The 25,177-nt window shown below is 64.6% G+C and carries 23 protein-coding genes and 1 pseudogene; 16 read left to right on the forward strand and 8 right to left on the reverse strand.

Annotated elements, in window-relative coordinates:
- Both P6U28_RS08890 and P6U28_RS08895 read right to left on the reverse strand, forming a co-directional pair.
- Complete coding sequence (locus P6U28_RS08890) at window positions 1–1,080, reverse strand: maleylacetate reductase (RefSeq protein ID WP_122403951.1); 1,080 nt, start codon at window positions 1,078–1,080, stop codon at window positions 1–3.
- Entirely contained in the window at window positions 1,077–1,400 is a 324-nt protein-coding gene (locus tag P6U28_RS08895; protein WP_122403950.1) for a Dabb family protein, read from the reverse strand. The genes P6U28_RS08890 and P6U28_RS08895 overlap by 4 nt, the downstream gene beginning before the upstream one ends.
- A 107-nt stretch (window positions 1,401–1,507) precedes the next feature.
- Between P6U28_RS08895 and P6U28_RS08900 the strand changes: the two genes are divergently transcribed.
- From P6U28_RS08900 to P6U28_RS08920, 5 genes are all read left to right on the forward strand, one after another.
- A complete protein-coding gene (locus tag P6U28_RS08900) occupies window positions 1,508–2,431 on the forward strand; it encodes a LysR family transcriptional regulator (protein ID WP_122403949.1) in 924 nt (307 codons plus the stop codon).
- A gap of 13 nt (window positions 2,432–2,444) precedes the next feature.
- Window positions 2,445–3,890, forward strand: a complete 1,446-nt coding sequence (gene xylB, locus P6U28_RS08905; protein ID WP_209296288.1) for a xylulokinase — start codon at window positions 2,445–2,447, stop codon at window positions 3,888–3,890.
- A 140-nt stretch (window positions 3,891–4,030) separates the two neighbouring features.
- Window positions 4,031–5,554 carry a sugar ABC transporter ATP-binding protein gene (locus P6U28_RS08910; protein ID WP_122403948.1) on the forward strand — a complete coding sequence of 508 codons (1,524 nt, stop codon included), beginning with the start codon at window positions 4,031–4,033 and terminating at the stop codon, window positions 5,552–5,554.
- A complete protein-coding gene (locus P6U28_RS08915; protein ID WP_122403947.1) occupies window positions 5,547–6,587 on the forward strand; it encodes an ABC transporter permease subunit in 1,041 nt (346 codons plus the stop codon). Before P6U28_RS08910 ends, P6U28_RS08915 begins: the two co-directional genes overlap by 8 nt.
- A gap of 85 nt (window positions 6,588–6,672) precedes the next feature.
- On the forward strand, window positions 6,673–7,620 hold the full coding sequence (locus P6U28_RS08920; RefSeq protein ID WP_122403946.1) for an ABC transporter substrate-binding protein: 948 nt from the start codon (window positions 6,673–6,675) through the stop codon (window positions 7,618–7,620).
- Window positions 7,621–7,730: 110 nt separating this feature from the next.
- Here P6U28_RS08920 and P6U28_RS08925 read toward each other — a convergent pair whose 3' ends face one another.
- The 3 genes from P6U28_RS08925 to P6U28_RS08935 form a co-directional block, all read right to left on the reverse strand.
- On the reverse strand, window positions 7,731–9,266 hold the full coding sequence (locus tag P6U28_RS08925; protein ID WP_122403945.1) for a hypothetical protein: 1,536 nt from the start codon (window positions 9,264–9,266) through the stop codon (window positions 7,731–7,733).
- A gap of 29 nt (window positions 9,267–9,295) precedes the next feature.
- Window positions 9,296–10,471: a glycosyltransferase family 4 protein gene (locus P6U28_RS08930; RefSeq protein WP_122403944.1), complete on the reverse strand. Its 1,176-nt coding sequence runs from the start codon at window positions 10,469–10,471 to the stop codon at window positions 9,296–9,298.
- 236 nt (window positions 10,472–10,707) lie between these two features.
- Complete coding sequence (locus P6U28_RS08935; RefSeq protein ID WP_122403943.1) at window positions 10,708–12,054, reverse strand: polysaccharide biosynthesis C-terminal domain-containing protein; 1,347 nt, start codon at window positions 12,052–12,054, stop codon at window positions 10,708–10,710.
- A gap of 436 nt (window positions 12,055–12,490) precedes the next feature.
- Between P6U28_RS08935 and P6U28_RS08940 the strand changes: the two genes are divergently transcribed.
- Window positions 12,491–13,714: an FAD-dependent oxidoreductase gene (locus P6U28_RS08940; protein ID WP_407122072.1), complete on the forward strand. Its 1,224-nt coding sequence runs from the start codon at window positions 12,491–12,493 to the stop codon at window positions 13,712–13,714.
- Window positions 13,715–13,740: 26 nt separating this feature from the next.
- On the opposite strand, the gene P6U28_RS08945 is transcribed toward P6U28_RS08940, so the two are convergent.
- On the reverse strand, window positions 13,741–14,877 hold the full coding sequence (locus P6U28_RS08945; RefSeq protein WP_122403942.1) for a GNAT family N-acetyltransferase: 1,137 nt from the start codon (window positions 14,875–14,877) through the stop codon (window positions 13,741–13,743).
- Window positions 14,878–15,218: 341 nt separating this feature from the next.
- On the opposite strand from P6U28_RS08945, the gene P6U28_RS08950 reads away from it, so the two are divergent.
- Window positions 15,219–16,211, forward strand: coding sequence for a tripartite tricarboxylate transporter substrate binding protein (locus tag P6U28_RS08950; RefSeq protein ID WP_244607681.1), 993 nt, complete (start codon window positions 15,219–15,221; stop codon window positions 16,209–16,211).
- Between the two features lie 7 nt (window positions 16,212–16,218).
- Here P6U28_RS08950 and P6U28_RS08955 read toward each other — a convergent pair whose 3' ends face one another.
- The gene (locus tag P6U28_RS08955) at window positions 16,219–16,341 is read right to left on the reverse strand and encodes a hypothetical protein (protein ID WP_283809894.1); all 123 of its coding nucleotides are present in this window, start codon (window positions 16,339–16,341) and stop codon (window positions 16,219–16,221) included.
- A gap of 16 nt (window positions 16,342–16,357) precedes the next feature.
- Between P6U28_RS08955 and P6U28_RS08960 the strand changes: the two genes are divergently transcribed.
- Complete coding sequence (locus tag P6U28_RS08960) at window positions 16,358–16,828, forward strand: hypothetical protein (protein ID WP_160118838.1); 471 nt, start codon at window positions 16,358–16,360, stop codon at window positions 16,826–16,828.
- 332 nt (window positions 16,829–17,160) lie between these two features.
- Window positions 17,161–18,450, forward strand: coding sequence for a c-type cytochrome (locus tag P6U28_RS08965; protein ID WP_244607680.1), 1,290 nt, complete (start codon window positions 17,161–17,163; stop codon window positions 18,448–18,450).
- Between the two features lie 36 nt (window positions 18,451–18,486).
- Here the strand turns inward: P6U28_RS08965 and P6U28_RS08970 are convergent.
- Window positions 18,487–20,456, reverse strand: a pseudogene (locus P6U28_RS08970) (4Fe-4S binding protein).
- Window positions 20,457–20,620: 164 nt separating this feature from the next.
- Between P6U28_RS08970 and P6U28_RS08975 the strand changes: the two are divergent.
- From P6U28_RS08975 to P6U28_RS09005, 7 genes are all read left to right on the forward strand, one after another.
- Window positions 20,621–21,361, forward strand: a complete 741-nt coding sequence (locus P6U28_RS08975; RefSeq protein ID WP_244607679.1) for a biotin/lipoate--protein ligase family protein — start codon at window positions 20,621–20,623, stop codon at window positions 21,359–21,361.
- Window positions 21,358–21,894, forward strand: a complete 537-nt coding sequence (locus P6U28_RS08980; RefSeq protein ID WP_122403939.1) for a DUF6505 family protein — start codon at window positions 21,358–21,360, stop codon at window positions 21,892–21,894. The genes P6U28_RS08975 and P6U28_RS08980 overlap by 4 nt, the downstream gene beginning before the upstream one ends.
- Window positions 21,891–22,898: a DUF6352 family protein gene (locus P6U28_RS08985; protein ID WP_122403938.1), complete on the forward strand. Its 1,008-nt coding sequence runs from the start codon at window positions 21,891–21,893 to the stop codon at window positions 22,896–22,898. Before P6U28_RS08980 ends, P6U28_RS08985 begins: the two co-directional genes overlap by 4 nt.
- Window positions 22,895–23,410, forward strand: coding sequence for a DUF3305 domain-containing protein (locus tag P6U28_RS08990; protein WP_407122073.1), 516 nt, complete (start codon window positions 22,895–22,897; stop codon window positions 23,408–23,410). Before P6U28_RS08985 ends, P6U28_RS08990 begins: the two co-directional genes overlap by 4 nt.
- A complete protein-coding gene (locus P6U28_RS08995) occupies window positions 23,407–24,018 on the forward strand; it encodes a DUF3306 domain-containing protein (protein WP_122403936.1) in 612 nt (203 codons plus the stop codon). The genes P6U28_RS08990 and P6U28_RS08995 overlap by 4 nt, the downstream gene beginning before the upstream one ends.
- A gap of 131 nt (window positions 24,019–24,149) precedes the next feature.
- Window positions 24,150–24,929: a molecular chaperone TorD family protein gene (locus P6U28_RS09000; RefSeq protein ID WP_122403935.1), complete on the forward strand. Its 780-nt coding sequence runs from the start codon at window positions 24,150–24,152 to the stop codon at window positions 24,927–24,929.
- A gap of 29 nt (window positions 24,930–24,958) precedes the next feature.
- Window positions 24,959–25,177, forward strand: coding sequence for a twin-arginine translocation signal domain-containing protein (locus P6U28_RS09005; RefSeq protein WP_027571964.1), 219 nt, complete (start codon window positions 24,959–24,961; stop codon window positions 25,175–25,177).

Consider the following 25,177-nt stretch of genomic DNA (forward strand, 5'->3'; position numbering starts at 1 on the left):
TCACGCCCCCGCTTTGATGGCGCTCGGCGGCTCGCCGGCCCAGGCGCGCGCGATCAGGTCGCGGATGGCGCCCCGTTCGAGTGGCCGCGGATTCCAATACGCATTCGTCACCGCGAGATCAGCCGCCTTGTCGATGCCGCTCTCGGGCATGCCGACATCACGCAGCGCAAGCTTTGCACCCAACCCCTTCGCAAGGTCGTACAGCCCCTGCGATGCATCGGCTGCGCCGATGGCGCGCGAGATGCGCGCCATCGCCTCGGGCACCGCCGGTGCGTTGTAGGCCAGCGCATGCGGCAGCACGATGGTGTGGGTTTCGGCGTGCGGGAGATCGAAGGTGCCGCCGAGCGTATGGCACAGCTTGTGGTGCAGCGCCATGCCGACGGTGCCGAGGCAGACGCCACACAGCCAGGCGCCATAGAGCGCTTCGGTGCGGGCCTCGCGGTCGTCGCTTTCGGCGACGATCGCGGGCAGGGCGCGCGCCAGCGCGCGGATGCCTTCCTCCGCCATCAGCGATGTCACGGGATTGGCGTCGCGTGCATAGAGCGCTTCCACCGCATGCGCGATCGCATTGATGCCCGATGTCGCAGCCAGGCTTGCCGGCAGCGTCAGGGTGAGATCCACATCGTAAATCACCGTCTCCGGCAACACCGCTGCATCGCGCACCGTGGTCTTCAGGCCTTTCTCGGTCTGGCCGACGATCGGCGTCATCTCCGAGCCGGCATACGTGGTGGGGATGCAGAGCTGGTTGACGCCGGTGCGCAAGGCCAAAGCCTTGCCGAGACCCGTGGTTGAGCCGCCGCCGAGCGACACGACGCAGTCGGCCTCGCACGCCTTCATCACAACGAGCGCACGTTCCGTGACCTCGACCGGCGTGTGCATGGTGGCGCCGGGAAAGATGCCGGCATAGAGCGGGCCGAGCGCGATCCCCAGGCTCTTGCCTTGCGCCTCCTGCTGCGGCGTCGTCAGCACCAGCGCGCGCTTGCCGCCGAGCCGCTCGACTTCGGCCTTGGCGGAGGCCAGCGTTCCGCTGCCGAACACGACGCGGCAGGGCAGGTTTTCAAAGATGAACGAACCGATCATGCGCCGGTCTCTTTGATGGGATAATCGACCTGGAAGCGCCCGATCCGCAAGTCGCCCAAGGCCTCGCGCACGCGCAGATGTTCGGGGTGGTTGGCATAGGCGGCAAGCGCCGCCTGGTCCTTGAATTCGGAGAACAGGACCACGTCGCAGGCGTAGTCGACAGCGCTGACGTCCACGCCGACTTCGATATGGGTGAGGCCCTCGATCCGGCCCTTGAGGCCCTCGAACAGGGTCTTGACCTTGAGGCGGGCGGCAGAACGCTCCGCAGGCGTCTCCCCGCGCAGCCGCCACATCACGATGTGCCTGATCGGGCCCGACATTTCCTGATTTCCTCGCCTGCGACGGTGTTTTGTTGGCGCTATATTGCCTTGCAGAAATCGGAAATAAAGGTCAAAATTTGTAAGTCTCTTTTCCTCATAGCGTAAGAATGGACCGGCTTCTCCAACTCGAGGTCTTCTCCAAAACCGCTGAGCTCGGCAGCCTTTCCAAAGCCGCCGAAACGCTGCGGATGTCGAACGCGGCCGCCAGCCGTCACCTCAGCGCGCTTGAGGAGCGGCTCGCGGTCCGGCTGATCGAGCGCAACACCCGCCGGCAGTGGCTGACCGAAGCAGGGCAGGAGCTCCTGCAGCGCTGCAGTACGCTCTTGAACGAGCTCGCCGAGGCCGAGGACGCCGTCTCCGACCGCGCGCTGTCGCCCAAGGGCATGCTGCGCGTGACGAGCTCGCTGTCCTTCGCGATGATCTACCTCGCGCCGATGCTGCCCGCCTTCCGCGCGCTCTATCCCAATCTCAGCGTGCAGATCATCAGCGCAAACCGCTACCCTGACTTCATCGAAGCCGGCATCGACGTCGCGATCCGCACGCGGGAGCACGAGCCGGATTCCAACATCATCGTCCGCCGTATCGGCCAGATGCACCGCGTGCTCGCGGCCGCTCCCACCTATCTGGAGAAGCACGGCCGGCCGGAGCATCCCGCCGATCTCGCCCGCCACAATATGCTGATCTACAATCTCGCCAATGATCCCTATTCACTGCGGCTGAGCAAGGGCAGCACGACGCAGACGGTTCGGATCGCACCGACGCTCGACAGCAATGACGGCCAGATCATCTGTGGTGCGGCGCGCGCAGGGCTCGGCATCCTGATCCAGCCGCTTTACATCGTGCAGGGCGACATCGCGGCCGGCCGGTTGGTGCCCGTCCTGAGGGACTGGCAGCTGCCGCTGCTGACCATGAACATCGCCTATCAGAACCGCGTCAGGCTGCCCGCCAAGATCAGGGTCTTCTCGGACTTCCTGGTCAGCCATATCCGCGAGCATTCCGAGCCGGGGATCTGGATCGACGCGGCGAAGTGAGCGGGAAGCATTCATGTATCTTGGAATCGATCTCGGCACCTCAGCGGTCAAGACCGTTCTCGTCGACGATGCGCAGCGCGTGATTGCAAGCGAGAGCCGGCCGCTCGCGACGGCCTCGCCGCAATCAGGCTATTACGAGCAAGATCCCGCGCAGTGGATCGCTGCGACCTTTGCCACGGTGGATGCGCTGAAGGCGAGCCATGCGTCTGCGCTGGCGGCGGTCGAAGGCATCGGACTGTCCGGACAGATGCATGGCGCCACGCTGCTCGACGCGAGCTTGAGACCCTTGCGGCCCTGCATCCTCTGGAACGACGGACGCGCGGCCGCGGAGTGCCGCGTGCTGGAGCAGCGCTGGCCCGCCTTGCGTGCGGTGACGGGCAACAAGGCTATGGCGGGTTTCACTGCGCCAAAGCTGCTCTGGATCGCCACGCACGAGCCTGACATCTTTGCGGCGACCACGCTCGTTCTGCTTCCAAAGGCCTATCTGCGCCTGGTGCTATCGGGCGAGGCCGTCGAGGATGTCTCGGACGCATCGGGATCGCTGTGGCTCGATGCCGCGCGCCGGGACTGGTCGGACGCAGCACTGGCAGCGACGGGCTTATCGCGCGAGCACATGCCGCGCCTGGTCGAGGGCTGCGCGCCTGCAACAACGCTGCGCCGCGAACTCGCGCAGCGCTGGGGCATGGCGAGGCCGCCGGTGATCGCGGGCGGCGCCGGCGATAATCCCGCGGGCGCCGTCGGCATCGGCGCGATCCGGCCTGGCACTGCGTTCATCTCGCTGGGAACTTCGGGTGCCTTGCTGTCGCCGACCGACAGAATAGCCGCCAATCCCGATCGCGTGGTGCACACGTTCTGCCACGCCATCCCCGGCATGTGGATCCAGGCCGGCGCGATCCTCTCGGCCGCGTCCTGCCTCGCCTGGGTTGCGCGCCTGTTCGGTGTCACAGAAGCCGAGCTGCTGGCGCCACTTGGAGCACGCCCGCCGGCGCCGTCGCCCGTGAGCTTTCTGCCTTATCTCGCAGGCGAGCGGACCCCGCACGACGATCTCGCGGTGCGCGGCATGCTCGATGGCTTGAGCCATGATACCGATCGCTCCGCGATCGTGCAGGCGGTGCTCGAGGGCGTTGCCTTCGCGCTTGCCGATTGCCGCGGCGCGCTCGCGGATGCCGGCATTGCGATTGCGCAAACCGATGTCATTGGTGGTGGTTCACGGTCCCCGTTCTGGCTCTCGGTGCTGGCCAACGTGCTGAATATTCCGGTCCATCGTTTTGCCGGAGGCGAGACCGGCGCCGCATTCGGTGCGGCGAGATTGGGGCGACTTGCTGTCACGGGGGAGGCAATCGACATCGTGTGCACACGTCCGCAGCGCATCGAGACATTCGAACCCGACGCCGGATTGGTCGATGCCTATGCCGAGCGGCTTCCCGCGTGGCGTGAACTGTATCGGCCGCGCCACTAGCTGGTCCAATCTGGTGTGCATACTTCGGTATATTCGCCTTCGGTATTGCCCTGCGTCACCCGCTTTTGTTTAATGACCAAACCGCGCTGACAGGAAGATCGAGACGCGGGTGGGAAACGCATTGTGCGCCGGGAGGCACGATGAACGATCCGATCCTCGAGATGCGCGGGGTCTCGAAGACCTTCTTCGGCATCAAGGCGTTGCGTGCTGTCGATCTCACCGTCTATGCCGGCGAAATCCATGCTTTGATGGGGGAGAACGGCGCCGGCAAGTCGACGCTGATGAAGATCCTGTCCGGCGCCTACAGGCCTGATCCCGGCGGCGAGATCCGCATCGAGGGCAAGGCAGTGCGGATCGAAGGCCCGCTCGGCGGCCGCGCTGCGGGCATCTCCATCATTTATCAGGAGCTGTCGCTCGCTCCCAATCTCACCGTGGCCGAGAATATCTATCTCGGCCGGGAAATGTCGCGATCAGGTTTGCTGGCGCGCGGGGCGATGCGCGAGGGCGTTGGCCCCATCTTGACGAGACTGGGCGCGGACTTTCTGCCATCGACACTGGTGGCGCATCTGTCCATGGGCCAGCGGCAGCTGGTCGAGATCGCGCGTGCGCTGCACGCCCGATCAAAGATCCTGATCATGGACGAGCCGACCACCTCGTTGTCGGCTGCCGAAAGCGAGCGGCTATTCGCGCTGATCCGCCAGCTTCGTGCCGAGGGGCTTGCCATCATCTACATCTCGCATCGCATGGACGAGGTCTACGCGCTCGGCGACCGCGTCACCGTGCTGCGCGACGGCCGGCTGGTCGGTTCGCTGGACAAGCCCGAGATCCGCGCCGACACCATCGTCCGGCTGATGGTCGGGCGTGACGTCTCCTCGTTCTACAAGAAGGACCACGATCCGGAGGCGGGGCGGGGGCACCCCGTGCTCGCAGCGATCGACATGGCCGATGGCCAGCGCGTCAAGGGTTGCTCGCTCACCGTGCACGCGGGCGAGGTGGTCGGGCTCGCCGGCCTGATCGGCGCCGGCCGCACCGAGCTTGCGCACCTCATCATCGGCGCGTCACCGAAGACCTCCGGCCGGCTCGAACTGGAGGGGCGCCCGGTCGAGATCCGCACGCCTGGCGAGGCGCTCGAGGCCGGCATCGCCTATCTAACGGAGGACAGGAAGACGCTCGGGCTGTTTCTCGACATGTCGTGCCTGGACAACATCAATCTCGCCGTGCTCGCGCGCGATGCCAAGCTCGGCTGGGTGCTGGATCGCGACAAGGCGCGTGAGCGCGCCGACCGGGCCTTCGCAGGCCTGAGCATCCGCGCCGCCAATGCCGGCGTTCCCGCCGGTGGCCTGTCCGGTGGCAACCAGCAGAAGGTGCTGCTGTCGCGGCTTCTCGCCATTGCGCCGAAGGTACTGATCCTCGACGAGCCGACGCGCGGCGTCGACGTCGGCGCCAAGTCGGAGATCTATTCGATCATCGATAATCTGGCCAAGGCCGGCACCGCGATCCTCGTCATCTCGTCCGATCTGCCCGAGATCATCGGCATTTGCGACCGCGTCGTCGTGATGCGGGCCGGACACATCGCCGGTGAGGTCACCCGCGGCCCGAACTCGCCGCTGACGCAGGAAGACATCATGGCGCTTGCCACGGGAATGGAGCATCTCGATGCCTAGTAATGGTGCTGCGGAGGCCAAGCCGGCATCGACGACGACCAACGGTGCTGCCGCAGAGACAAGGCGTCAGCGGATGAGGATGCTGATCAGTGCGCTCGGCATGCTGCCGGTGCTGCTTATTCTGTGCATCGGCTTCCACGTGCTGTCCGAGGGCCGCTTCTTCACCGGACAGAACCTCGGCATCGTGCTGCAACAGGCCGCGGTGAACACGGTGCTCGCGGCCGGCATGACCTTCGTCATCCTCACTGGCGGCATCGACCTCTCGGTCGGCTCGATCCTGGCGGCCTCCGCAATGGCAGGATTGACGCTCTCCAAGCTGCCGGAACTCGGCATGTTGTGGCTGCCGGCCGCGCTGCTCACGGGATTTGGCTTTGGTGTCGTCAACGGCGCGCTGATCGCGCTGCTCCGCCTGCCGCCTTTCATCGTCACGCTCGGCTCTCTCACCGCCGTGCGCGGCCTCGCGCGACTGCTCGGGGCCGACACCACCGTGTTCAATCCATCCATTCCCTATGCCTTCATCGGCAACGGTTCGCTGACGCTGGTTCCCGGCGCCCTCTCGATCCCGTGGCTCTCGGTGATCGCCTTGCTGGTCATCCTCGTCTCGTGGCTGGTGCTGCGCCGGACCGTGCTCGGCGTGCATATCTATGCGGTGGGCGGCAACGAAAGCGCGGCGCGGCTTGCCGGCATCAAGGTCTGGGCCGTGCTGATCTTCGTCTACGGTGTCTCCGGACTTTTCGCCGGGCTCGGCGGCGCCATGCAGGCGGCACGGCTCTATGCGGCCAACGGCCTCCAGCTCGGCCAGTCCTATGAGCTCGACGCGATCACCGCCGTGATCCTCGGCGGCACCTCCTTCGTCGGTGGCATCGGCTCGATCTGGGGCACGCTGGTCGGCGCGCTGATCATCGCCGTGCTGTCCAACGGCCTCATCCTCATCGGTGTCTCCGATATCTGGCAATATGTGATCAAGGGCCTGGTGATCATCGGCGCCGTGGCGCTCGATCGGTACCGGCTGCAAGGCTCGGCCAGGACCTGACAGGCTGGGCGCGCCTTCGATGCGAATTCCGTTGCGGCAACTGGTCTGCCGCGCCGGGGACGAAGACAGACCAGGGAGGAAGTCCATGTTGAAGACAATCATGCTCGCCGGCGCTGCGACGGCGCTTGTTCTTAGCACCGTGCCGTCCTCGGCGAAGGAGCTCAAGTCGATCGGCGTCTCGCTGGGATCGATGGGCAATCCGTTCTTCGTCGCGCTGTCGAAGGGCGCCGAGTTCGAGGCGAAGAAGACCAATCCCAACGTGAAGATCACGACGGTCGGATTCGAATACGATCTCGGCAAGCAGGTTACCCAAATCGACAATTTCATCGCCGCAGGTGTCGACCTGATCCTGCTCAACCCCGGCGATCCCAAGGCGATCGGGCCGGCGATCAAGAAGGCGCAGGCGGCGGGCATCGTCGTCGTCGCCGTCGACACCGCGGCCGAAGGCGCCGACGCCACCGTGACCACGAACAACGTGCAGGCCGGCGAGATCTCCTGCCAGTACATTGTCGACAAATTGGGCGGCAAGGGCGACGTCATCATCGAGAACGGGCCGCAGGTCTCCGCCGTGATCGACCGCGTCGTCGGCTGCAAGAACGTCTTTTCGAAAAATCCCGGCATCAAGGTGCTGTCCAGCGACCAGGACGGCAAGGGCTCGCGCGAGGGCGGGCTCACCGTCGCGCAGGGTTATCTGACCCGCTTCCCCAAGATCGACGCCATCTTCGCCATCAACGATCCGCAGGCGATCGGCACCGATCTTGCCGCGCGCCAGCAGAACCGTAGCGGCATCATCATCACCGCGGTCGACGGTGCGCCTGATATCGAGGCCGCGCTGAAAGATCCGCAGTCGCCGCAGATCCAGGCCTCGGCGTCGCAGGACCCGTTCTTCATGGCACGGCGGGCCGTACAGGTCGGTGTCGGCATTCTCAACGGCCAGAAGCCGGCCTCGACCGTCGAGCTGCTTCCGTCCAAGCTCGTGACCAGAGACAACGTCGCCGAGTACAAGGGCTGGACCTCGGATCGCTCCCAGTAAGTCGCGGCTCCTCGCGAGCACCCAAACCCAAGATGACGGACGGCGTTCTGATCGACGCCGTCCGTCGCTGACGCAGGTGCGTCATCGGCCGCACGAGCGCGCCGGTGGCTTCAGCGGACAGTATATGGACTGGTGCGCGGAGCCAGCATGGCGGATGGAAATCTGCTTGCGAAGGCACTGGTCTTGGGCTGGACGCGCGATCCGTCGATCACCTCGAGCCGACCGCAGCGGTTCAAGGTGTGCAGCTTCCTGCCGGGCCAGGCCGGTCCGGGTTTCAGAGAGTGACGGACGATCTGCTTGAACGTCGTCGGTGACAGTTCGACCACTTCCGCCAGGGCAAGCGCTGCGCCGTATCCCTCGGTGCAGTCCTGGACCGGGCGCCACAATTTGTCATCGAGGGTGACGAAGTTCCCCGCGGGCCGCGTGCTTGCACGGTCGATCAAGACCGGATTGCTGGCGTGGGGCAGCCAGGGCCCCAAGAGGCGATCGGCGCAATAGATCGCCAGTGAATCCGAATAGCCAGCCGTTCCGTCGCGCCAGGCGCCAAACAGATAGTGGAGGCCGTTGTGCCGCGTGATCGTGACGTCGGCCAGCTCGAGGCCGGAAAGGAGCGTCGCGTATCCCTCCCATTGGTCCGGAAATCGAACGCATTTGTAGAGGGCGACGTCCCCGCGGACCGAGCTCTCCGGGATCATCCACAGCTCGCCATCGTCTTCGATCAGAAACGGATAGGAGAGGTGCCAGGGCTCCTCCAGCACCGGCATCACCTCGCCGACCGGCCCCGCGTCATTGAACTCGATCGCCGAGATGATGCCTTTCCCGACACGGTGATCGAGGTCCTCGAAGAAGACGAATGTCCGTCCCTGCCATGTGATGGGAAAGGGATCGGCGTAGAAGTGGTTTCCTGGATCTGCCAGAACGTTCCAGCTTGGACCTGACAGATCTCCGGTCTGCCAGACGCCCGCGCCGTCATTGAAGCGCCATCCGATATGCCAATGCGGAGCATAGCAGCAGAGACGATAGATTTCCTTGGCGATCGACATGGCAAGGCCGCGCACGACATAGCCAACGGGTCCGCGGGGCAAGCCATTTCCGGCGGGGCGCGCCAGCTGCGGCACGATACGCGGCCTTCCCGACAGGATCGCCGCCACCATGGTCAGGGTCCGCGCCATGACCGTTTCGAGCGCGCCGCTGAGACCTGCGGCAATTTCTCCGGATGGATGGCCGCGGTCGAGGACTGAACCGTCGATCTCGTTGACGATGTCGATCACGGGCAGGTCGCCGGCGAGAATGGCGGCGAGCGCGGCATTTTCGCCCGCAACCCCGTTGAACAATGGCCGAAGATACAGCCGGGCAGAGCGGTCCGGATCCCGCGCGGCACCCGTAAAATCGACGACCACGTCGGCCGTCTCGGTACGGACCTGTGTCCGTTCCGGAACGATCTTCAGCTTGTTGGCGCCGCTATGTCTGCCCTTGTGCAGCACCACGCGCTCGAGCTCGAACAGGGCATCGAGACCCGCGGGCCGCGGCTCCGCCGTTGGCGTCCATTCGATTTGAACCGGAACGTCCCGGCCGTCGATCGGCAGTGTCTCGCGGCCCATCCACTGCCGCGCGTACTCGCGTTCACAGCGAAACTCGATGATCATGTCGAGCCAATCTATTTCAACGGATCAGGTCAAATGACCTGGTCGAGAATTCGACCGTATTCCTCCACCATGGCATCTACCGAATAGCGCAATCGTAGGCCCTTGGCATTTTGTCGCAGTTCGTCGCTCAGCTGTTTGTCCGTCAGCAGCTTGGAGACGGCTGCGGAGAGCTTTGCGTGATCGGCGGCATCGACGAAGAGTGCAGTCGGTCTTCCTTCGTAGGACAACACTTCACGCAGGACGGGAAGATCGGTCACGACCGAGGGAACCCCGGCGTTCGCGGCCTCGACCGCGGCGAGACCGAAGGTTTCGGCCTGTGTTGGAAATACGAACACGTCCAGACAGGCCAGGAAGTCCGCCATCCGGCTGGGGGCGATTTCCCCGAGCAAATGCAGTCGGTCCGAGACGTTCAAGTCGTTCGCGAGCTGCCTCAGCCGGGCCTCGTCGGCTCCCTGGCCGGCAAGCGCAAGGTGCCAGGACGGTTGATCCGGCAGCAGACGTATCGCCATGTCGAGCCGCTTGTGCGGATGCAGCCTTGCCGCGCAGCCCAGCAGGACGCAGTCCGGCGGCAGATTGAACTCATGCCGTGCAGCCTCCTTCGACAGGGTGAGGGCCTTGTCGTCGAAGCCGTGCGGCACATGCACCATGCGCGACCGGTAGGCTGCGGGGTAGCGCGAGTATTCGCGCTGCATATCCTGCGAATTGAGCGTGATGCGGTCAAAGAAGCCGAGGCTGCCCATGACGATGTCGGCGGTGCGGACCGGCCAGCTCATCGACAGCGCGGATGAGACCTGATTTGCGACGACCGGTGCACGGCTGACGAGGCGCGTGACGCCACCGCCGATGACGTTGCCGAAATGCTGGAACGTCAGGACGGCATCGGGCCTGGTGGTGCTGATATGGCGGCCGAGCGTCCACAGCATCCGCAGCAGCGCCACCGGATCGCCCGGTCGGCTCGGCGCGCAGTAGAGCGTATCGGGCGGCTCATCGAAGGAGTCCGATTTGCGGAAGAAGAATAGATTGGTGACCCGGTAGCCGCGAGCGGTCAGTCCGGCGCCGAGGAGCCGGGAGATCTCCTGCGCACCGGCGTTCTCGGCCTGAGTTTGCGCGAGAAGCACGTGCAGCTTCGGCCCGCCGCCGTCTGGCCGCGCGGGTGCCGTCGCGCTCGTCTCGCCCAAGTCCTTGTTCGGCTGATAATGGAGCACGGATCCCGACCCGCTAAAGAAACGAAATCTTCACCTTCTTGACTCCGTACCTATCATGCGGCCATCGGGGTGGACACCGACTAGCAACAAACGGAGTTAATGCGAGGCTATGGCTACGACGTCGTTCGCGCAGCATTTTCGCTCGTTCCCGGACGACGCACAGCGCGCGCGTTAACAAATCTGTCTTGCGCACTGCCGGCGCGTGACTGCGGACCTGAACGACGGCGCGATGACATCTAGTCACGCGAGTCGGCACTGCGAACTGCATAGGTGCCGCGCCTCGATGCAGAGAAGCGCAACAGCACGAGAACGGATGGATCCACCCCGGTTCGCCGGCGGCAGAGGACGTTCAGGGCGATCGTCGCGAGCGCGAGCGACACAGTGGCCGAAATCGCCGCGCCGAGCACGCCGAGCCAGGGAATGAGGACGAGAAATCCCACGAGCCGCAGCGCGACGTTGGCGGCAACGACGGGAACATAGATTCTCTCATGACCGGTCAGTTGCAGGATCGCAGCCGACGGGCCGCCAGCTGCCTGGATGGCGGTTCCGATTGCGAGCACGATCAAGACCGAATGCTGCGCGGTGAAATGAGGTCCGAACAGGTTGAGGAGATAGGGGCCGCCGATCCAGATCGTGGCGAGACCGGCGATGACGCAGAGCGCGGTCACTTCCGCCATCAATTGTAATGTCCGCTCGAACTCCTGGTGGTTCTTGCTGAAATACAGCGAAGGAAGTCGGCGCGCGCCGAACGTGTACAGCGCCGCGGACAGCATGGCGAAGATGTTGGCGAGGCGCGAGGCGGCAAAATAGATCCCTGCGGTGGCCGGATCCAGCATCCAGTAGACGAGAATGACGTCGAAATACTGGTTGGCGACTTCAAGGATGGATGCGAGCCAGAAGTGAAGGGCGCTCGATCGCCAGCGGGCCGTCTCCGAGCGCGCCGGCGTACCGCGCAAATCCGGCAGCACTCGCGCGATCGAAACGATCTGCGCAACCAGCCCTGCCGACATGGCCATTGTCATCACCGCGAACAGTTCGGCGGGATCGAGTTGCCGATGGCCGAGCAGCATCGCGAGCAGGAACAGGACGACGATGACCCGCCAGAAGAACTCGCGATTTCCTTCGCCCATGAGAATGCTGACCAGCGAGCGCGCGATCTGGCTGCCGAGCATCACGCCGGCATTGACGGCGGTATAGGCGGACACCGCAAGGATCAGCAGCCACCAGTCGCCCCTCACGCTCGCCGCGACGGCGATCCCGCCGATCACGACCAGCATTGCGACCGAGGCGATCTTCAAGCTTGACAGGAGGACACCTTTGGTGAGGTCCGGCCGGCCGCCGACCTGATATTCGTTCAGGAATCGCACCAGCAAGGATTCCTGTCCGACCAGTCCCACGACGGCTGCGATCTGCGCCACCGAAAGCCAGGTCGCAAAGATGCCGAAGCCATCAGGCGACATCGTTCGTGCCGCCAGCGAGAACAATGCAAACGCGAGCACGCCGCTGCCAACCTTGAGAAGGATGGTTCCGACAACACCGCGCGTGACGTCGCGCCGCATGAACTGGAGGATGGATTCGATCAAGGGGACATGTTCCGATACTGGCGACAGCCTAGCATGCCGAAAAATCGTGAGTGTTAATGGACGGCTCGCGAGATCGCGCCGGTCGCGACGATATCGCGGTTACGCCGGTTGCTTCACTCTTGAACATCGTCGTCCCCATTGTCCCAAGCAATGCAAAGTCCGACCCGATCGACTGACGTGATAGCGCCGCATCGACGACCGAAAGAGGCGAGATCAGCCGTTTGAGTGCGGAATGGCTCGCGGAGATCGGCCGCCGAGACGGAATCCGGAATTTGCAGAGCCTCCCGAGCAAGACGCGTGCCGCGATGGCGGCGGTGTGCCCGACGCTCCCGGTCGTTAACCTCAATCTCCGGAAATGATCGCACTTGGCTCTGCGATGCGACATCAGGCGAGAGAATTGCACTGGAAGCGCCCGTTAACCGTGGGAGCAGGAGCCATGACGACGGATAGAACCGTGACCGGGCCGATCGACGGGGGCGGGACCGCACCGATCGTCTCGGACATCGCAATTGTCGGCGGCGGCCTTGCGGGATCGCTTGCGGCGGCCGTGCTGGCGCGGGCAGGGCATCGCGTTGCTCTCGTCGACAAGCGGGCGGTCTATCCGGACGAGTTCCGGGTCGAAAAGATCGGCGGCCATCAGCTGCAGTTGCTCCGCAAGCTGGGCTTCCTCAGCGCGCTCGACGGCGTCGCTTGCCGATATCAGCGGGTGCTCAATATCCGGGAGGGTAAAGTGGTCGATGTCAGCGTCGGCCAGGCTTACGGATTTCCCTATGCCGATCTCGTCGCCATGGCGCGCAGCCAGATTCCCGATCCGTCCAACCTGATCGTCGACGAGGTCACAGCGATCAGCAGCAGCGACGACGTCCAGCATCTCGAGCTGGCCTCCGGACGGTGTGTGACGGCTCGCCTCGTTGTTCTCGCCACCGGCATGGCGGCAGTGCTGGGTCACAAGCTTGGCATCAGGCGGCGTGTGCTGGCCGAGCGCCATTCGGTTTCTTTCGGCTTCACGATCGCTCGCAAGGACGGTCGCCCGTTCGATTTCGAGGCGTTGACCTGCTACGGCGAACGCACGGCGGACGGCATCGACTATCTCAGCCTGTTTCCCGTCCGTGCCGGCATGCGGGCCAATCTCTTCATGTTCCGCGATCCGACCGATCCGATCATGCGCGAATTGCGTCGCGAACCGGAAGCGACGGTTTTGCGCCTGCTGCCGGGATTGCAGTCCTACCTCGGCGATTTCCGCGTGACCGACCGGGTCCAGAATTGGGTGATGGATCTGACTGTCGTGGAGGGACATCTCCAGCCCGGCGTCGTGCTCATCGGCGATGCGTTCCAGACCAACTGTCCCGCCGCCGGCACGGGCGTCGCCCGCCTGTTGGTGGACGTCGACCGTCTTTGCACCGAATACGTTCCGCGGTGGCTCATGACCGCAGGCATGGGCCGGGAGAAGATTTCGCAGTTCTATTCCGATCGCGACAAGATCGCGGCGGACCAGCAGTCGCTGAAGATGGCGCGCTTCCGCCAGGCCCTGACGTCCCGCAACGATATCGGCTGGGACGTGCGGCGGCGGTTGCACTTCCTGCGGCGCAGTCTTGCACACCGCGTCGACCAAATGAATCCGGGCTGGCTCGAGCGTGTCCGCGGCGCGTTGCGCGCCTAGGCTCTGCGCCCTGCGCCTGCCGCCGGTCAGCGCGTCGGAGTTGTGGGGCGGGCGGGCTGGAGCCTCAAATCGGACAGCCGCTTGGCCGCCAGCTTGAGCCAGGGAGCCTGCTTCAACGCGAAGAGGGCGATGGCCCCTATGGTGCTGCCCGCCTGCGTGACCGCCCACATCGGCGAAGGCCGCCCGCCGAACAACTTCTTGTATGGCTCATCGCCGATGGTGAAATCGAGCATCTGATCTCCGCGCTCGATACAATCCCGCGCCACTTGTTCGAACATCAGCGCGCCGAGGGATTGGCTCTTGTAGCCCTCGATATCGAAGGCGCTCATGATGACGAGGAAGCTGCCCCGCTGGCACAGTCCCAGCACGGCGGCAATCACGTCGCCGTCCATCTTCATGGCATAGACGCGGACAAAGGAGCCCATGCCGCGAAGGGCGACGTCGGAATAGAAGCCGTAATATTCGGGACGCTGAAGCAGATCTCCGTCGCCCTGTGCGTGAAAGCGCGGGCCGCGAAACTTCCTCATCACATCCAGCGTCTCGAGCACGGCGGGGCCGTCGCCGCAGCATGAGAAGCTCAGCGCGCCTTTCTTCTGCAGTTGACGATACTTCTTTGCGAGCTCCTTCTGATAGGAGCGATCCATCGCGCTGGCGCGCCATTGCTCGAACGGCGCGACGAGAACCGTGGCATAGGCATTGGTGTCCATCGATACACGTCGTGGCGCGCCCAGGAGCTCTTCGATCGGAAGCCGCGCGTCGGGCAGCTTGGCCATTCGGAGCAGATCGAAAGGGCGGACAAGGCGCCGAATCTGCGCGCATGCAGCGGCGTCACCGAGCAGTTGCGACAACACGTCAGGGCTGCAAACCGGCGCCAGATAGTCGGAAACGCGGAGGTCGGCGAACTCGACGGTTCGTATCGGACCGCGCCGGATCCGGAGCAGGGGCAACACCATCGCAAGGGCCCCCGTCGCGCGGTAGCGGACCACGAGGACCAAAGCTGTCGCACCCGCTTCGGGCGCGAGCCTGGTGTAGAGGCTGTTCAGCCAGATCGGATGCTGGAACGCAGTGGCGGCCGAGCGATCAAACAGCTGTGCATATTCCGGAGACAGAAAGTCGAACGACTGTTCGATGACGATGTCGAACGTGTTGCTGAGCTTGTTCATGCGCAATCAGGGAAACCAAGTCATTCGCGAGCGTCGTCGAGCCGTAGCTGCGCTTATAGCAAGGTCGTTACGGGTCAAACACCGGCGGCGCGCGATTTGCATCAATGCGTTCAACCATGTTCGTATCGTTACCAAACCCTTAAGATGCCGGAGATGGATATGGGGCCCAAGATCGACTCGCGCCAGCAAACGGTTGGTAGCGGTGGAGCGTCGGCAAGGATTGCGACACAGCTCGCGCGGCCATTGCCGCCCGCACAGTGCAGGGCAGTGACCTCCTTACACGGATTTTCCAGACCTCTCATTCGTGCAAGATGATCAGCTCGGTCCCGAATACGCAGAAGATGTCCCTTTCACGGCGAGAACTGCTCGATATGGCGGCGTGCCTCGCGGCGCTGGCTGCCTGGCCCGGTGGTGCAACCGCCGACGATTACCCCTCCCGCTCCATCAAGCTGGTCATTCCCTATTCGGCTGGCGCTGCAGGTGATCAGATCGGCCGTCCATGGGCCGACAAGGTCACTCCGCTGCTGGGGCAGGTCCATGTCGAGAATATCGGCGGCGCCGGCGGTGCGATCGGCTCCGCCGCGGTGGCGCAGAGCGCACCGGATGGCTACTCGCTTCTGCTCGGCAATGGCAGCACCCAAGTGACGATTCCGTTGTCGTCGGCGCAGCCCGCCTACGACGCGGTTCGCGATTTCCGCGCCATCTACCGGCTGATTACGAGCACGCTTGCATTCGCCGTTCATCCGTCCCTGCCGGTGAAGGATCTGCGGGAGCTGGCAGCTTTTGCGAAGGCCAATCCGGGTGGGCTTACCTATGGCACTCCCGGCGTCGGCACCGGCAATCATCTCGTCGGAGAGATGTTCAGACAGCAATCGGGTCTTGCGGCGGATTTGGTTCACGTCCCTTACCGGGGCATGGGGCCCGCGACCAGCGACCTCGTCAGTGGCCAGATCAACTCGGTCATTGCAGTGGTCTCGAGCCAGATCCTGCAATTGCACTTTGCGGGCAAGCTGCGGCTGATCGCCGTGACGAGCGACCGGCGGTTGAGCGGAGCGCCGGAAGTTCCGACGGTTGCCGAATCCGGCATGCCAGGCCTCAGATATGCCGGCTGGTTTGGCTTGTTTGCCCCAAGAGCGACCCCGGACGCGGTCGTGGAGCGGATCGCCGCCGCGACCCGCGCGGCGATGGCCGATCCTCAGTTGCAGGAAAGCTATCGTTCGCAAGGTTTGGAGCCGGACATCGATTCAGGCCCCGATAAATTTCAGCGCCTCGTCGAGGACGAACTCGTCCGCCTGACTCCCATCGTCAAGTCGATCGGGCTCAAGCGCGACTGAGTGCTTCTCAGAGACGCACCCCGGTCGTAGCAAACGCCTGCGCGGCGGGCTCCTGAACGCGATCCAAGATCAGCATCCCCGCAATCGCAATCACCAGGGCCGCGACGCAGCCAAGCAAAAAAGCCTTCATCCTCAGCCTCCCTCGATTGGACCAGCAAACCATCTATACGACACGGCTTGCCGCCAGCAAGCTCGTTGATCGCTCCAAGGCTTCCGCGGTCCTATGGGCTCTTGAACACGGGATCGGCGGAAAACGCATCGCCCATCAAGCCAAGGGACTGAAGCTCGGTGCCATTCAAATCGACTTCCAAGACTGCGAGCAGCAGCGCGAGCACGACGGCAACGAGGAGGAGGAAAGGCGAGGCTTCTCGCGCAGCGGGATCTTGCAGGCCATCAATGGCACCAAGAACGCGCAGCCGCGCAATCATCCGCAGAATTGGCCCCGTTCGCCCCTGCATGCCGTCTTCCTTGACGTGAGCAGCCAGAATCTGGTGTCGGGGCGATCGGCATTCAAGGCGGAGGATGCGCGAGCCGGGCTATTGCACTGCACGCTTCGGAACGGAAGGAGGGTTTGGAAGTTCTTGCGAGTTAGTGAGCGCATCGGAGATATTGCGTGAGATTAGCGAAAACGCTTTTGTGCTTCGCTGCACTTTGCTTTGCTGGGAGCGCCCTGGCCCAGCCCGCGCAAACCAACTCCTCGCCGACGCCAACCCGTCCCGAGGAGAAAGGTCAAGCACAGCCGCAAGGTTGGACGGGCCCGACCAATACAGGTTCGGGTGGTGCGCCAGCCGAAAGCCCCCAGGGCCAGAGTCCGCCTGGAATGCAGGCCGCTCCCGAGGGATCCTCCAAGACCACGACCGCACCTGCCAAGTAGACCGGTCCCGGATATTCATTTCCGTTGCCCGTTCTGGCAATCTTGAGAGCGTGAATGTCAGCAGGGCGGCCACGAATGAACAGATCGCCTTGGTGCAGGAACATCGCTGCGGCGCTGTGGGTCATCTTTGCCGCATCGCCCGCGCACGCCGACATGGTCGGACACGGCGGCCCGATACGGGCTCTCGCCATCTCGCCCGACGGGGGCAGCCTTCTTTCCGGCAGCTTCGACACGGCGGTCATCCGCTGGTCGCTCAAGACGGACACCGCAGAGCAAGTGCTGCGGTATCATGCTGATGGCGTCAATGCGGTCGTCATTCTGAAGGACGGCCGCATGATCACGGCCGGCGCCGATGCACGAATTGCGGTGTGGACGGCGGGACGGCAGGAGCCAGACCGGGTGCTGGAAGGGCACGTCGCTCCGATCGCGGCACTTGCCGTGTCGCCCGATGGGTCGGTTCTCGCATCGGCTTCATGGGATCGGACGGTACGGCTCTGGTCGCTATCGGACGGCACGTCCCGCGCGCTCGAAGGGCATACGCAGAACGTCAACGGTGTCGCTTTCCTGCCGGACGGCAGACTTGTCAGCGTCGGCTACGATCTTGCGCTGCGAATCTGGCGTTTGCCGGATGGCCAGCCGGAAATCGTGACGTTGCCGGCGGCGCTGAACACGGTGGCCGTGGCGCCGGATGGTGAAATCGTCACAGGCGCGGTCGACGGCAAGCTGCGCATGCTGAGCACCGACGGCAAGGTCAGCGGCGAGGTCGCGGCCAGCCCGACACCGGTGGTGGCCTTGACGATGTCGGCGGACGGCGCATTGATCGCTGCGGCCGGCATCGGCGGCACAGTGGCGATCATCGATCGCAAGTCGCGCAACCTGCTGCGCACGCTGGTTGGGCCCGGGCAGCCGGTGTGGTCGGTCGCGTTCCTTCCAGACCGCGAGACACTGATGACGGGTGGTGCGGACGGCAGGATCAGGCGCTGGAACGCGCGCACCGGCGATCCCATCGGCTCAGGTCTGATCGGCACACCGGCCGATCCGCTCGCGGCCTATGCCGGCGATCATGGCGCCGATGTATTTCGGGCGTGTGTTGCCTGCCACACGCTGTCGGACAAGGAGGTGCAGCGTGCCGGCCCGACGCTTGCTGGACTATATGGCCGCAAGATCGCTTCGCTCCCGGGATATCGCTTCTCCGATGCGCTGAAGAGGATGGACATCGTCTGGACGCCGGAAACGGTCGCAAGACTGTTCGAAATTGGGCCGAACACCTATACCCCCGGCACCAAGATGCCGGAGCAACGCATCGGTTCGGCCGAAGACCGGCGCGCACTCACCGAGTTCCTGGGCCGCGCGACGTCGCGATGATTGCCTCTTCCGGCCTTGCGAAGACGTCCGCTTCGTCTAATCCTTGCCGTTGCGTTGGCGTAGATAGTCATCCGTCGTCCGTGGCGGGGTTCGTTCCGGAACGCCCTTGAACGGATCGAATTGCTGTTCGCTCATGACGATGACGCGGCAGTCTGCGCACATCCTGAGTGCCTCGACCCGTTTGTCGCCGGCCGGATACATCCAGTGCCGGCCTTCGAGCTTGGCTGCGATGCGGTCGATCGTGCTCTTCACGCCGAAGGGCGTGCCGCAGCGGACGCAGAGTGCGGGCTCTTCTTCCTTGATAATCGCGGCGGGAGCACGCGCCGCGCGGAAATCGATCTGCGGCTTGAGGCTGATGACCTTTTCCGGACAGGTGCTCTGGCACAGGCCGCATTGCACGCAGGCATCCTCGATGAATTTCAACACGGGCCGCTCGGGATCGTCGCGCAGCGCGCCGGTCGGGCAGGCGGAGACGCAGGAGAGGCACAACGTGCAGCCATCGGTATCGACGGTGATTGCGCCAACCGGCGCACCTTGCGGCAGGGCGATCACGTCGATCGGCTGCGGCGCCAGTCGGTGCAACTCGCCGAGGGCGAACCGCAAGAGGTCGCGCCGCTTGCCGACGGTCTTGAAGGTCGCGGGCGTCGCGACCGCGGCAAGCGTGCCGATATCGGTCAAATGCTCGCCGAGCGCATCGGGATCATCCGTTTCGATGGTGGCGAGGCGACGGCCTGCAAATCCAAGGCCGCCTAGAATCGCTTCGGCCATCGCGATCGTCTGCGCCAATCCGGTCACATCGTGGCGCGGCTTGGCGCGGAGCAGGAAGCGCACGGCGGATACGCCATAGGCGAAGGCGCCGACAATCGCTTCCAGCCCCACCTGCGTGACCTCGTTGACGGCAAAGGGGAGCGCGTTCGCCGGCAGGCCATCGCCATGCCGCGCGAGGGCCTCGATCAGAGGCGTGCCGTGCGATCCGTCATGAAAAAGCAGCACCGCATCAGCGCCGCCAGCCTCGCGATAGGCGAGCAGCATGGCGCGAATTTGCTGGAGCTGTGTATCGGGGGGCGGCAGCGCGTAGGAGGCCGCGCCGGTCGGGCAGGCAGCCGCGCATTGGCCGCAGCCGGCGCAGATGTTGGGATCGATTGCGACATGATCGCCGTCAGGCGTGATCGCCCCCGTCGGGCAGAGATCGAGGCAGCGGTGGCAGCCCGTGCGCTTCGAGCGCGAATGGGCGCAAAGGGCGGGCGCAAAGTCGACATATCTCGGCTTGTCGAAGCTGCCGACCAGATCGCGCGCGGTCAGCACGGCGCGCAGCACTGCAGCGGGATCTTTCGGGTCGGCGCGAAGATAGCCGTCGCGCAAGTCGTGGGCGGCAAACAGCGGCAAATCGCCGGACAGATCGAGCACGATATCGCAGCGCGAGGTGACGCCGCTTCGTGGCGGGTCCAGCACGAAACGATCGCGCGAGGAGGGGCGGGGACGCGCATAGTCGTCGATAGCAAGTTCGAACGCGCCGAAATGTCCCTTCGCGGAGCGGATCGTACCCTTGACGATCGGGAACACCGTTGCAGCCGGCGGCACCGCGTCATCGAGCTGCTTCAGCATCACCGTGACGTCGAGGTGATCGGCAAGCAGGCGGCCGGCCTCGATCGCAGCCTCATCGCGGCCGTAGATCAGGATCACGCCCTCACTCGACAAGGTGACGAGCGGATAGTCCGGGGCCGGGATGGAGGCGGATGCGAGCAGGCCGGCCATCTTTGGGCCAGTCCGCGCGCCTCGCGCGACCAGCCGGCCGTTTCGCGGATATTGACGAAGCTGATTGCATCAGGCCGTTCGCCGGCCTCGTCAGAAAACTGCGCGGCCTGCTGCGTGCAGGCGACCGTCAGCATGCCTTCCGCCGCGGCAATGTTGCGGAAATGATCGAGCTCCGCACCGCAGAGGTGGCGAAAGCTCTTGAGCTCGCAGTTCGGGCATCCGTGCCGGATCGCAGCCACGTCGAGACGCATCGTGTCTTCGCACGAGCAGATCAGGACGGTCTTCGCTGGCTGCTCCAGGTTAATCTCTCCGCCATTCGGACGCCGACGACGGACTCGCGCCGGCCCTTCGCCTCGTATAGACATTATCCATCGCGAAGAAAAGGAAAGCGGAGGACGGCCTGCCGTCGACCCCAGTGAGCCATGTTTCCCTGGCGGAACCGATCCACCTGCCGCCGCCGTTCACGTTGGTGCGGCTGCGCGAGAGTGGCGATGCTTTTGCCCATGCATGCCGCATTGCACCGGAGAGCGGAGCCGGAACGCTGGTCTATGTCGGCCGCTTCGACCTGGCAGAGTTCGCCGTGGTGCTCGAGCCGGCCGAGCCGCTACGCAGCGCGCGGCGCGCGTTCTACGCTTGTATGGTCGCGCTCACGGATGCGCTTCGCGCCTATGCGCCGCCGAGCAAGCCCATCACGATCGGCTGGCCGGATCAGGTCAGGGTCGACGGAGGGCTGGTCGGCGGCGGACGGATGGGCTGGCCTTCAGCCGCCGGCGAGGATGCGCCGCCGCCCTGGCTGGTGTTCGGGGCCATGATCCGGACGGTTGCCATGAACGATGACGATCCAGGCGTTCACCCGCTGGCCTCGGCACTCGACCAGGAAGGATTTGGCGAGGCTGGCGCAGCGCAGATCACGGAGAGCTTCGCCAGGCACCTGATGCTGGCGCTGGACGGATGGCGGGTCGATGGCTTTGACAGTGTCGCGCGCGATTATCTTACGCGGGTGCCGCGTGAAAGGCAGGCAGTTCAGCGCATTGATGATTGCGGCGATGTCCTGACGCGCCGGATCGGGACGGATACGATCGAGCGAAGCGACCTCGTCCAGGCGCTCGCGACGCCATCCTGGCTTGATCCGGCCCTCGGAGGACCACGCCTGTGAAGCTCCTGCGTACCATCGCGCTCGATCCCTCCGACACCTTCGTGTTCGACGTGGCGGCGGAGCCAGGCGAATGGGCCGTCTCCGGCGCTTTCCGCTTCTGGGAGTGCGACGCTGCGAAGCTCGAGGGGAAAGCGCGGGCGGCGTTTCGCGGTGGTTTTCTCGGGGTGCAATCCTGGGGCTGGTCGACGCTGGCGCAGATCGTTCCGGCGACCGAGGACGATTACCGCGGCCTGGTCGATCTCCTGGCGAGGCAACTCGTCGATCGTTTCGGCGCGCCGGACATGGCGGCAGCGAAGGCGGCGGCGGAAGAGGAGGTGGCGTTCTCGCAGTCCCTCTGCAGCCATCCGATCAGCTCGCTTATTGCAGTGCATCGCACCTTGAACGATGGCGAGGTCCGCGAATCCTTCCGCCGGCTGCAACTCCGGGAAGGGCAGGGGCACAAGGCATTCTCGTTCATGGAAATGGAGGACGACCTCCTGCCTGATGGCGATCTCAAGCTTGCGGATCTGGGCCGGGAGCCGACCATCAGATGAACGATTTCTGGATCGCCTGCGGCCATCACCTGCTCGATCGCGAGGAGGGCGGTGGGCTCCGTGTCACCGACGAGTTCCTCAAGGCCTATTTCGCCCGTCCCGAGCTGATGCCACCGGACGACGCGTGCCCGATCGAACGCCGGCTGCACCGCGAATTGCTCGCCGACCCGCGCCAGGCGGTCAGCGCCGGTGAAATCGCCGGGATTGTCGATGCGGATGCCCGGGAGAATTGGCAGTTCGTGCTGGCCTTTCGCGATCTTCTGTTGCGGCATCCGACGCTCGAAGCCGCCTATCTTGCATCGGTGCGATCCGGCGCGAACGATTTGCCGCCGCTGTTCGTCAACCAGCTCGTGCACGTCATCCTGCGGAACGCGCTCGATGGCTGCGATGACCCGTTCGTGCTGCGCGCGGCCGAATTGTTCTTCCGGACCCAACGCATCCTGCCGCATGAGCACGCCCTGTTGCTCGGCGACGAGGAGATCGTCGGCGGCCGGAGCCCGACCCCGGTGCTCTCTTTGATGTCGATGCTGGGCGCCACCACCGACGCCGTGGTCGACGTGTTGAGCGAGGAGAATGCCGAGGCCTATTGGCAGCGCAGCGATCAGTTCGACATGGCCCTCGACCTCACGGCCGGCGGCCGCGGACCGGCTGCGCTGGCGCAGGCGATGACGCGCTGGGTCTCCCATCTGCTCGGCATCGACGTCGTGATCGAGCCGCTGCGGGCGCTGCGCGAGACAAAGCTCACCTGGTATGTCGGGCTCGATGCCGATGCCACCAGGCTTGGCGACCGGCTGTGGCACGGTGACGACCTCGGCGAGCGCGACGCCGATCGTGTGCTTGCGCTGTTCCGGCTGACACTTGCGGATTCAAGCCGTGCGCTCGACGATGTCAGCGGTGAACCGGTCTACCTGATCCTGTCGATGACGGCGGATCAGAAGCTCCGGATGAAGCCGCAGAATCTTCTGACCGGGCTGCCGGTGAAATGCCTGGAGATGGTGACATGAGCCCTGCGGCGCTGCCGTCCCTCTCGATTGCCGTCGGCGTCGTGGTCGAGCGGCGCAAGGCCGCTTCGCCCTGGGTCGATTTCATCTGGCGCGGAATTGCCGTCCTGCCAGACGAGCCGGTGACCCAACCCTGGACCGTGCTTCGCGAGGAGGATGGCACGACCATGTTCTATGCCGGAAGTGCCACCATCGATCTCTATCCTTCCGAGACCGCGCGCTATCGCGACAATCTTGCCTCGGGTAGCCCGAGCATCTGGACCGTGCTGTCGCCCTCGGAGGGCCCCTGGCCCTATGCCGTCGCCGCGGTGACCGCCGACCCCGCAGAGGGCGAAGGCTTTACCGAAGCCGCCGATAATCTCGTCGAGGCCGTGCCGATGCCGGAGGTGCTGCGCGAAGCGATTGAAAGCTTCGTGGCCGAGCACCATGTCGAGCGGGAATTCGTCAAGCGTACGCGGCGCCGCGCCGACCCGGAGGCGCTGGCACGGCGCGAACATGAAGGCGGACAGGAATGAGTGAGGAGGAATTCCTTGCACGTTGGTCCCGCCGCAAGCGCGCATCGCTGGCGGAGCCGGCGAAGCCTGCCCCGGCGCAGCCCATGCCGCCGTCCGAGGCCAAGGAAGACGAGAGCAAGTTCGATCTCTCTTGTCTGCCGTCGATCGACGAAATCAATGCGGCGACCGACATCACGGCCTTTCTCAGCAAAGGTGTTCCTCGGGAGTTGAGCCGTGCGGCTCTTCGCCGCGCCTGGGCGACCGACCCCGCCATCCGCGACTTCGTCGGGCTTGCGGAGAATGCATGGGACTTCAACGACCCGACTGCGATGCCGGGTTTTGGACCACTGGATTGCTCGTCGGAGGAACTGGCCGCACTGGTCGATCGCATAGTTGGCGGTGTGCGCGAGGTGGCCCAGTCTCTCCCCGAGGCGTCGATCGAAACGGCAGATTCCTCGGCGGAATTGCATCAAGCCGAAGCGACAGCGGTTTCCAATGTCGCTGAGCCGCCCGATGAGACCGAGCACCCGGCAATCCCTGCTGCAGTGCAACCAGCAGTGGTCGACAGATCTGCAGAATCTGCCGAGCCCGTCAGGCCCCGTACGCACGGCGGTGCACTGCCGCGCTGAGCAACTCGACCAAAGGCTATAGGCCCAGGCTATGGCAGGCGATTGACGGTCAGTGGAACCGGGATTACGCTGCCTACTGCTTTGTAACAAAAGCGATAATCAAGCAGACGGGACTTGGATGGGAGGTCCACGTGCGTGATGACGGGCTTGATCGCGCGATCGACGCCGCGGGCGGCATTGCTCAGCTTGCGCGCAAAATAGGCATCAGCCAGCCCTCCGTATCGAATTGGACCCGCGTGCCCGCACAACGGGTGGTTGCAGTCGAAGCCGCCACCGGCGTTTCCCGGAATGATCTGCGGCCCGATCTCTACAGCGAACAAGCCGGATCCGCTGAGCTCGTCGACCCCATCGATGCGGCGCGGGCGCAGGAATACGCGTTGCTGGCGCTGCTGCTGTCCGCGCCTCCGTCGAAGCGACTGCTCGATCAGCTCGCGGCCTTGAGCGGTGACGCGACGCCCCTCGGGCGCGCGCATGCGGCGCTGGCCGAGGCCGCTGCAAGTGCCGTCGCAGCGAAAGTCGAGCGGGAATATTTCGATCTGTTCGTCGGGCTCGGCCGCGGCGAATTGCTGCCCTATGCCTCTTATTATCTCACGGGCTTTCTCAACGAGCGGCCATTGTCGCGCCTGCGCGGTGACCTGACGACGCTCGGCATCGAGCCGGTTGCCAACAATTTCGAGCCCGAGGATCACGCCGCCATCCTGTGCGAGATCATGGCGGGCCTTGCCGGCGGCCGCTTCGATGCCTCGCCCGAGGCGCAGCGCGCCTTCTTCGAAAAGCATGTGTCGCCCTGGATGGGGCGGCTGTTCACAGACATCGAGAGCGCCCGGGATGCCGGCTTCTATCGAGCGGTCGGCGCGCTCGGCCGGACCTTCATCGAAATCGAAACGGAAGCATTCACATTCGCGAGCTGACCGAGGTGCCTCGGTCCGGGAGAGATGCGATGAGTGACGAGACGAAAGCAAAGGTCGGACGCCGCGATTTCCTTCGCAAGGTCGGCTTGGGCACGGCCGGTGTCGGCGCGACGCTTGCGACGCCGTTGGTCGGGTCCGCACAGGCGGACAGCGAAAACAACGATGAGAAGCGCAAGGCGCGCTACAAGGAATCCGATCACGTGAAGGCTTTTTACCGCGTCAATCGTTATCCGGCTAAGGGAGGCTGA

The organism is Bradyrhizobium sp. STM 3561, assembly GCF_045571455.1.
GTDB classification, from domain to species: Bacteria; Pseudomonadota; Alphaproteobacteria; order Rhizobiales; family Xanthobacteraceae; genus Bradyrhizobium; species Bradyrhizobium vignae.

What these genes read in the sequence shown, in the direction of transcription:
- P6U28_RS08890 (WP_122403951.1), bottom strand. Translation starts at nt 1,080, where the DNA reads ATGATCGGTTCGTTCATCTTTGAAAACCTGCCCTGCCGCGTCGTGTTC.
- P6U28_RS08895 (WP_122403950.1), bottom strand. Translation starts at nt 1,400, where the DNA reads ATGTCGGGCCCGATCAGGCACATCGTGATGTGGCGGCTGCGCGGGGAG.
- P6U28_RS08900 (WP_122403949.1), top strand. Translation starts at nt 1,508, where the DNA reads ATGGACCGGCTTCTCCAACTCGAGGTCTTCTCCAAAACCGCTGAGCTC.
- xylB (WP_209296288.1), top strand. Translation starts at nt 2,445, where the DNA reads ATGTATCTTGGAATCGATCTCGGCACCTCAGCGGTCAAGACCGTTCTC.
- P6U28_RS08910 (WP_122403948.1), top strand. Translation starts at nt 4,031, where the DNA reads ATGAACGATCCGATCCTCGAGATGCGCGGGGTCTCGAAGACCTTCTTC.
- P6U28_RS08915 (WP_122403947.1), top strand. Translation starts at nt 5,547, where the DNA reads ATGCCTAGTAATGGTGCTGCGGAGGCCAAGCCGGCATCGACGACGACC.
- P6U28_RS08920 (WP_122403946.1), top strand. Translation starts at nt 6,673, where the DNA reads ATGTTGAAGACAATCATGCTCGCCGGCGCTGCGACGGCGCTTGTTCTT.
- P6U28_RS08925 (WP_122403945.1), bottom strand. Translation starts at nt 9,266, where the DNA reads ATGATCATCGAGTTTCGCTGTGAACGCGAGTACGCGCGGCAGTGGATG.
- P6U28_RS08940 (WP_407122072.1), top strand. Translation starts at nt 12,491, where the DNA reads ATGACGACGGATAGAACCGTGACCGGGCCGATCGACGGGGGCGGGACC.
- P6U28_RS08945 (WP_122403942.1), bottom strand. Translation starts at nt 14,877, where the DNA reads ATGAACAAGCTCAGCAACACGTTCGACATCGTCATCGAACAGTCGTTC.
- P6U28_RS08950 (WP_244607681.1), top strand. Translation starts at nt 15,219, where the DNA reads ATGTCCCTTTCACGGCGAGAACTGCTCGATATGGCGGCGTGCCTCGCG.
- P6U28_RS08955 (WP_283809894.1), bottom strand. Translation starts at nt 16,341, where the DNA reads ATGAAGGCTTTTTTGCTTGGCTGCGTCGCGGCCCTGGTGATTGCGATT.
- P6U28_RS08965 (WP_244607680.1), top strand. Translation starts at nt 17,161, where the DNA reads ATGAACAGATCGCCTTGGTGCAGGAACATCGCTGCGGCGCTGTGGGTC.
- P6U28_RS08985 (WP_122403938.1), top strand. Translation starts at nt 21,891, where the DNA reads ATGAACGATTTCTGGATCGCCTGCGGCCATCACCTGCTCGATCGCGAG.
- P6U28_RS08990 (WP_407122073.1), top strand. Translation starts at nt 22,895, where the DNA reads ATGAGCCCTGCGGCGCTGCCGTCCCTCTCGATTGCCGTCGGCGTCGTG.
- P6U28_RS08995 (WP_122403936.1), top strand. Translation starts at nt 23,407, where the DNA reads ATGAGTGAGGAGGAATTCCTTGCACGTTGGTCCCGCCGCAAGCGCGCA.
- P6U28_RS09005 (WP_027571964.1), top strand. Translation starts at nt 24,959, where the DNA reads ATGAGTGACGAGACGAAAGCAAAGGTCGGACGCCGCGATTTCCTTCGC.